The following is a 7,833-nucleotide window of genomic DNA, read 5'->3' as shown; positions in this document are numbered from 1 at the left end:
GCGATCAGCAGACTTGAAACGGCAGCGATCGTCGGCGTGATCTCTTCCCGAATTCCCGACCACATCTTGATCGGCAAGGTGGTGGTGTCCGGCCCGCTCACGAAAAGTGACAGCACCAACTCGTCGAAGGAATGCAGGAAGGCAAAGAATCCGGCGACGATTAACGCAGGACGCATGAGCGGGAGTACGATTTTCCAAATCGTGACCATCCGCGAAGCCCCCAAACTCGCGGCGGCGTGCTCTTGGCGGACGTTCAGGGCCTGTAGGCTTGCGGCGACAATCAGCACGACTAAGGGAACGGCGCCGATCGTATGTGCGATCACCAGAGCGAGATTCGTGTTGACGAGCTGCAACCGTGCAAACAGGAAGTAGAGGGCAACCGCACTGACGATTACCGGCACGATCATCGGTGCAAGCAAGAGCTGGTATCCGACACGGCGCATCCGCGGACTGCCGCGCACGAGCGCCATCGCAGCCGCTGACCCGATGGCAAGGCTTACAAATGCGGTAGCTGTTGCAATGCCCAAACTTTGCAGCGTGGCGGAGACCCACGCGCGGCTTGTAAAATATGCCTCATACCATTGCAGCGACAGGCCGGGGGGCGGGAAATCGAGGAAGCGCGAGGAACTGAATGAGATCGGAACAATGATCAGGATGGGACTGACCAGAAACACAGCAACGAGCAGACTGAAGCCGCGTAGCAGCTTGCCACCAAGAGCCCAACGCTCACAACCTATGGCGAAGCCGGCCGGAACCCGAAGGCTGCGAGCGACCGCCCGCACCAGGGCCGTAGCGAGGTCAACAAGTTGGACGTAAGCGGTGGTTGAACGACGAACGGGTGTGCCAGCCGATTGGGCAGCCCCGTGCTGAGATCCGAGCAAGCTATCGATACCGACGAAATGATTGGAAATTGTATAGACCACCAGCGTGATCGAGAGCAGCACGGTAGCGGCAGCGGCTGCGAGTGGCCAATTCAGCGTCACGTTTGCATAAATGTCGATTTGCATCGGCAATAGGATTGTGTTCGGGCCGCCGAGCAGCGCGGGAGTGATGTAGAACCCGAGAGCGAACACAAAGACCAGCAGCCCGGCCGCGATCACGCCCGGTAAGCTCAAAGGAAAGAACACGCGCCAAAAATTCTGGGGCGCAGAGGCTCCGAGGGAGGCGGCAGCGCGAGTCAGACTGGATGGAATCCCTCTCATTACGCTGATGAGCACCAAAACCATAAACGGCATGAGGATGTAGACCATCGCTATGAGCACACTGAACTTATTGTAGATCAGGTCGATAGGTCGTTCGGTGATGCCGAAGTCCATTAGAAGTTGGTTAATAACGCCAAAGCGCCCAAGGATCACCATCCATGCATAGGTACGCACGAGGTAGCTCGTAAAGAACGGCAACACTACTGCAAGCAATAGCGCTCTAGCGACCCAGGTGCGGGCCGCAACGATCCAGAAGGCGAGTGGATACCCCATTAGGAGGCAAAGCAGCGTAACTGTTATTGCCAGCTCGAAGGTGTGACTGAGGATGATCCAGTTCGTTCGATCACCCAAGAACTCTTGGAAGTGTGCGAGCGTCGGTCCAGGATCGAACAGGCTGAGAGAGAGGAGACCAGCGAGCGGGACGAAAAAGAAGATCCCGAGCAGAAGTGCCATCGGAGCAAGCAAGAGCGAGGTTTCGCGATTGTGTAGGGGCCACGCGATGGCCGCTCTGACGGTCTGGTATAAAGTGGCCATTAGCTGGCCACCCATTGGGTCCAGCGCTCCACGAGCACTTCGGTATTAGTTTTGCCCGAGGAGGATTGGGCTTCCCAGTAGGCCGGATCGTAGAAGAATTGCTTGTCAATGTTCTCAGGCGCAGTCGGCAGTTTGGCGGCCACACTGGGCTCAATGTAATTAAAGGCAGCCCGATTGAGCGGACCATAAAAGATGAGATTGTTGAGACGAGCTTGCGCCTGCGCGGTAGCCTGGTAGGCGACAAACCGCATGGCCGCGGCCCGGTTTTTCGTGCCCTTCGGAACGACCCAATGCAGCGGGCTAAGCATCCCTTCGTTCCACTGGTAATCAACGCCAGCGCCCTGCTCCTGAAGGATTTGCATTCGGCCATTCCATGCCGAGGACATCGCAACCTGACGATCCGACAGGAGCTGACCTGGTTCGGCGCCCACGCTCCAGAATTTCGTTATATGCGGTTTGATGCGATCGAGAGACGCGAATGCCTGGTCGAAGTCGATTGGGTACAGCTTGTCCTTCGGAATCCCGGCTGCCAGCAACGCAAATTCGACCGTCCGTTCTCTGAGGGAGCGAGGCCCCGGAAACGCGCTGACGTCCCAGAACTCAGTCCATGAGCGGGGGCGCGGCTTGTCGGCCGGGTAATCGGCCGTGGAGAATGCCATCACGGTGCTGAACACGTACGAGCCCACGGCATATTTTGTCTTTGCCTCAGGAACAAGATTATCCAGCGTTTCCTTATCGAATGCCGCATAATCGATTTCTTCGACATACTTGTCTGCATCTGATCTAAACGCAGGGCCGGATATCTCCACCACATCCCATTGCACATTGCTGCTATCGACTTGCGCCTTAAGCTTCGCCGCGTCAGCCGGAGACACATAAGTCACCTTGATGCCTGTCTCACTCTGGAAGGGATCAACTACGGCTTTGCGGAACGCCTCCTCATACGATCCGCCACCGGAAACGACCACCAGGGTCGACTCTTGCGCTCGCAAAATGCTTGGGGCGCCAAGCACCAGCGCCGCTCCGCTGAGTCCTATTAGGGCCTGACGTCGCGTCGGCCGACTGGAGTTGCTGTAGCACCTCATGAGCTCTCTCCCTTATGAAGACCATATCGGATGCGATCTGCGGCCGAGGTCACCTGCAACGAAGCCGCCTCAGCTTCGAGATGGTCGGGTACACCTTGTCTCGGGCCGTTCGCCTTCACAGAAAGAAGGCGTCCATCCCGCGCGTCCCAGCCAATTCGCACTTTCTCACCGAGTTTGAACCGTGGAGAGGAGGCGCGATAAGCTACGGCTACAGTGAGAACTACGGAAGGGGCCCCACGCAAGCGTACTTGGCACTTGACGATGTTTCCGCGGTAAATAGCCTCTTGGATCACACCCTCGAATTCGTTGTCAGCGCACGCGCCTGTTGCGAGAGGGATGATCTTCTCGGGTCGGACCATGAGGCTCACGGGCCCCATCACCTGGTGCTCGGCTCCCTGCCACGTCGCTCGAACCTGCAGGCCAGCGACATCGAGGAGCGGACCGTGATCTGTCTTTCCAACAAGACGAGCGTCGAGGAAGTTCGATTCGCCAATGAAGCTCGCAACAAAGCGGGTTTCTGGCGTCTCATATATGTCTTCCGGCGTACCAATCTGTTCGACCTTGCCCTCATTCATCACCACGATTCGGTCGGACATTGTGAGCGCTTCACTCTGGTCGTGGGTGACGAAGACCATTGTTGTTCCAAGAGATTTTTGTAGGCGCTTCAGTTCGAGCTGCATGTGCTCTCGAAGTTGCTTATCAAGCGCACCAAGCGGTTCATCCATTAGAATTACACTTGGGCGGAACACAAGCGCACGCGCCAGTGCAACCCGCTGCTGTTGACCGCCGGACAGCTCGTGAGGCATGCGGCCCCCATATTCACCGAGCTGAACAAGATCGAGTGCCGCGGCGACACCGGCTTGAATGTCGTAGCCGGATATTCCGCGCATCTTCAACGCAAACGCCACGTTCTGGAAAACGGAGAGATGAGGAAACAGCGCGTAGTTCTGGAATACAACTCCGATGTTGCGCCTGTGGACTGGTAGCCTCGTTATTGGTCGAGCACCGACAGAAATTTGGCCAGTGTTTGGCGCTTCAAACCCCGCGACCATCATCAACGTTGTCGTTTTCCCGGATCCGCTTGGCCCAAGAAACGAGACAAACTCGCCAGCCTCGATCTGGACCGACATGTCATGAACGGCTCGTACGCTGCCATATTGCTTACAGAGTCGCTCTAGTCGCAGCGGTTCACCTCGGGGCATCGAGACCTCTTAGTCGTTGCAAATAATGCAACGGTGTTGCAATTACGTTGAAACCTGACAGGGGTGTGAACGCTTGTCAAGCTGAGCTGAGGAGTCATCGATGAATTCTGACAAACATGCCTCGAGCGACCGTGACCGAGCCCCGCGGGGAGGTTACAACCTTGCCACGCGCCTTAAATCTGCTGAGGATACTCGGCGCGAGTGAAAGGCCGATCGGAGTGAATGAGATCGCGCGGCGGCGAGAACAGCATGCAAGCGCGGTTTCGAGGACGCTGTCCACGCTTGAGCACAATGGATTAGTCCAACGGGACGAAGATCCGCGCATCACCATACCGGCACGCGGCATATGGAACGGCCGCTATCAAGGCCTGACACGTGACCGCTCGATCCATGCCCGATGCTTCAGGTTCTAGCTTGCAAAACGGCTGGCATCCACACATGAACTTGACGTGGTCCGTGTGGCGCGACCCTATCTCGAGGAACTTGCCGAAAGCACGAGGGAAATGGCCTCAATCAGTCTTTGAAACAAGACTGAGGTTCGGAGATGCTCGCGTCAAGGCTGCAAGAGGTTCTGCGCTCGGCCTGGAACGCTACACGCACCCCAGACCACCGAACGGACCGTTCCGGATTGCTTCAAACGGACAGCTTGGCTGCGGTCTGGATCTGGTTCTATCCAAGCATTCTCTCGAGCATCAGGGCAATCTCGAAGAGCTCGGCGTCGGAGCCCGGCGCACCAACCAACTGTACCGCAACGGGCAGGCCGCGGCTTTGCAAAGAGACCGGCAACACCAGTGCCGGGGCGCCTACTAGGTTGAAGAATGACGTGAACAGTGTCAGCGCGTTGCCGATTGGCATGGTCTGTCCGGCTACCCTAACCTCGAGTGTGCCGATCTTCGGAGCCGTGATGGGGCAGGCCGGCGTTAGAAGGACGTCGAACGCTTTCATCGTATTTACAAACGCCCGTCTGTAGGTCTCCAGCATGCGCTTGCATTGAATATAGCTTTCCGCCGAGATGAACTGCGCCAGCACCATGCCGCTGCGCATATCGGCGCCGAAATGATCGCGGGCGCGGGCGAGATTGGGCCCATGATATGTCAGAGTCTCGGCCAGTTGGATGGTCAGCGATACCGTGCGGGCCTCGGCTTGATCCGGCAGGTGGGCGACGGCGAAGGTGGCGCCCGACCGTAGCAGATGCGACTTAGCGGCGAGGAATGCGCCGCGCACGGACGCTTCGCATTTATGTTCCCAGCCCTGAACTAACCCGACCCTCAGGCCCTTAGGTGGCAGCGCAGGTGGGATCATCGCAATGTGCCTTGCGACCGTCGTTAGGTCCTCGACGCATGTTGTCAGCACCCCCGCATGGTCCAGTGACCAGCAATACGGGAAGACGCCGTCGAGGCTAATCAGGCCGAAGCTCGGCTTGTACCCGGTGATACCGCAGAGCGCGGCCGGAACCCGCACAGAGCCGCCAGTGTCCGTGCCGAGCGCGAACGGCACGATGCCTGCCGCCACGGCCGCGGCGGAACCGCTGCTCGACCCGCCGGCGAGCCTAGTCTCATCATGTGGGTTAACGACCGTTCCGGCCCAGCCATTCTCCCCCGTTGCGCCATAGGCGAATTCGTGGAGATTGGTCTTGCCGATCAGGCACGCCCCGGCTGCATCAAGCTTGCGGATAGCCACTGCCGTCGTTTCTGGCACGTTGGTCTGCAGCAGCCTGCTGCCGCAGGTTGTCCGAATACCGCTCGTCTCGAACATGTCCTTCGCTGCATAGGGAACGCCATCAAGGGGCCCAAGGATGCACCCGGTCGTGCGGCGTGCATCGGCTTGTCTGGCCTGCGTCAGAGCATGTTCAGCGGTCACAGTGATGAAGCTGCGCAGCGACGGATTGCTCCGTTCGGCCGCTGCGATACTTTCATGGGCGATGTCGACTGCGGATCGGCTGCCGTCCTCGAACGCAGCCACCGTGGTCCTGATTGACCTCAACTCAGTCATCGTCGAAGTTGGGCGCTGCCGCTCGGGCGTGGGGTGCGACATCGCCCAGGTCCTTGGCGACAATCCCGCGCAGATCCGCGAGCACGCTCGCTAAACTTGAGACAACCCCGAAGGCGGGCCTGATTAACTGCTGAAGATCGTCATCGGCCCATCGGCCGCCGAGAAACTCGGCGTTAATGGATTTCAGCGTTTCAAGACGCGGCTTGAGCATCATGTCCTCTCTCTCACAACGGTCAGGGCGGGATAGCAGCTAGGTCCTCGAACCCGGTTTCGTTCGATGGAATCACCGATACGGCCCCCGAAGGTTACCTCGGTGAGGTCTGCCTCCATCGACCGCGAAAGTCATGCCAGATGGAAGCAGGCGCTGCTCGCCTGGCTTGAGCCGGTGCGAGCCGGCCGAGAATCCAGCACTCGTTTTGATCTTCTCGGCCGCTACTCTGATTACATCGCAAGTAGTGCACCTTGATAGCCGCGAGCCGCTGCCTACTGGGCTGCCGCCGCGGTTTCATACACCCGCAGCTGCTCACGGATGACGTGCCCATGGAGAGTTCGCGGTCGAAGCCGAAGTTTTTCGTGAATTGACAATGCCACAGAAGCACAGATCGAACGGATCGCCCTTCAGTCATACGGCCCAACGGTCTCTGAACCATGTACGTAGTCATGTTGCAGGTCGTAGGTCGTCGGCGGAACGGAAGCTGTCTGTTTTGGCTTCGAGAAGCGACGCTTTGCGCGTGCCGGCGCAATTGCGGCGGCTGCGACCTCCGGACATGAGAACTTTGTCGCGGAGTGCCTCGCGAGCATCCCGGATGCTGCTGCATCGCTAAGCCGCCGGTCGAGCCCGACAAGCGCGGATGCCAACGCGCTCCTCCATTCGCCTTCCATTCCCGCCGCTTCATTCCAGGACGTCGTTCACCCGGATCAGAGGACTTCCTTGCTGCGCAAGTGGTCTCGAAAAGTCGGCTTTACAGCCTGCGCGGGGAGTCTGTCGGCTGCTGATGGCCGCGGCCATTAGACACCCGCGAACTGCTGTAGCTGGATAACGATGCTCAACCGCACCACTGACTCAGTCAGCCGGTGGCGATTGCAAGCGTGGAAATGATCTCGATGTTATTGAAGAACTCGACCGGGTCACCCGACGCTGTTGGCTGACCCGGCATAGGCATTGAAGGTGTTATCAATATGCCATTTGTCGCTCAGGTTGCGCTTGCGTCGATTGAAAGTTCCAGCAAAGAGCCCAGCGGCTCAAGGCTGGATGGTCGTTTGGTCGGTAGCGGTGCCTCGCGGCCATTTCCCGACCACGCAGGTTCAAACTACAGATTGGGGGCCAGCGCACACTAAGCAAGACCCACTAATTGAAACCGACGCCCTTGAACATCGCAAGCCCCCGAACTTCGTTGAGGGTCCCCGTGCCACACCGCCGGCAAGTCGAACGGCTATAACAGATCCTTCAAACAAATTTACAGAACCTTTGCGACTGCAGGTCGCTGACGCTGGTACTTAGTACGTGTCCGGGGTCGCACGGCTACAAAGCTAAATCCTGTTTACGCTGAGACCGCCGCACAGCACGCAATGGAGGTCATCGCCAATGGAACAGAGAGCGCTCATCCTGATTGAAGGTCATAGGGCCAATGGTCCGCTCTACGTCCGAGCGGCTCAGCGTCTTGGCCTTTGTCCAATTACCCTGTCGGCCGACCCAACTCAATACGATTATCTTGCGGCCGAAAAGCTTGAGGCAATCCAAGTCGATTCAGGCAATCTTGATGCGCTGATCCGCGAATGTTCCCGGTTAAGCGTGAGGTATGACATTGCTGGCATTAC

The 7,833-nt window shown here is 58.2% G+C and carries 5 protein-coding genes and 1 pseudogene; 1 reads left to right on the top strand and 5 read right to left on the bottom strand.

All coding sequences use genetic code 11. From position 1 onward, the window contains the following. The 5 genes from EOA49_RS28675 to EOA49_RS28650 form a co-directional block, all read right to left on the bottom strand. Nucleotides 1-1,751: ABC transporter permease subunit (locus EOA49_RS28675; RefSeq protein ID WP_127243496.1), on the bottom strand; the 1,751-nt coding region annotated here is incomplete at its 3' end. After that, nucleotides 1,736-2,704, bottom strand: coding sequence for an ABC transporter substrate-binding protein (locus EOA49_RS28670; RefSeq protein ID WP_164746845.1), 969 nt, complete (start codon nt 2,702-2,704; stop codon nt 1,736-1,738). The genes EOA49_RS28675 and EOA49_RS28670, both read right to left, overlap by 16 nt. A gap of 113 nt (nt 2,705-2,817) precedes the next feature. Beyond that, nucleotides 2,818-4,023, bottom strand: coding sequence for an ABC transporter ATP-binding protein (locus tag EOA49_RS28665; RefSeq protein ID WP_127241196.1), 1,206 nt, complete (start codon nt 4,021-4,023; stop codon nt 2,818-2,820). Between the two features lie 669 nt (nt 4,024-4,692). Beyond that, nucleotides 4,693-5,985: an amidase gene (locus tag EOA49_RS28655; protein WP_245460827.1), complete on the bottom strand. Its 1,293-nt coding sequence runs from the start codon at nt 5,983-5,985 to the stop codon at nt 4,693-4,695. Between the two features lie 22 nt (nt 5,986-6,007). Further along, nucleotides 6,008-6,229, bottom strand: coding sequence for a hypothetical protein (locus EOA49_RS28650; protein WP_127241199.1), 222 nt, complete (start codon nt 6,227-6,229; stop codon nt 6,008-6,010). Between the two features lie 1,371 nt (nt 6,230-7,600). Here EOA49_RS28650 and EOA49_RS33175 point away from each other — a divergent pair. Then, nucleotides 7,601-7,833, top strand: a pseudogene (locus EOA49_RS33175) (hypothetical protein); the annotation flags it as partial.

It is taken from the genome of Mesorhizobium sp. M1A.F.Ca.IN.020.04.1.1 (assembly GCF_003997315.1).
Taxonomy (GTDB): Bacteria; Pseudomonadota; Alphaproteobacteria; order Rhizobiales; family Rhizobiaceae; genus Mesorhizobium.
The sequence above is the reverse complement of the archived record's forward strand: the minus strand, read 5'-3'. Positions and strand labels throughout refer to the sequence as shown.

Excerpts from the sequence above, each read along its gene's own strand:
- EOA49_RS28665 (WP_127241196.1), bottom strand. The coding sequence starts at position 4,023 with ATGCCCCGAGGTGAACCGCTGCGACTAGAGCGACTCTGTAAGCAATAT.
- EOA49_RS28650 (WP_127241199.1), bottom strand. The coding sequence starts at position 6,229 with ATGATGCTCAAGCCGCGTCTTGAAACGCTGAAATCCATTAACGCCGAG.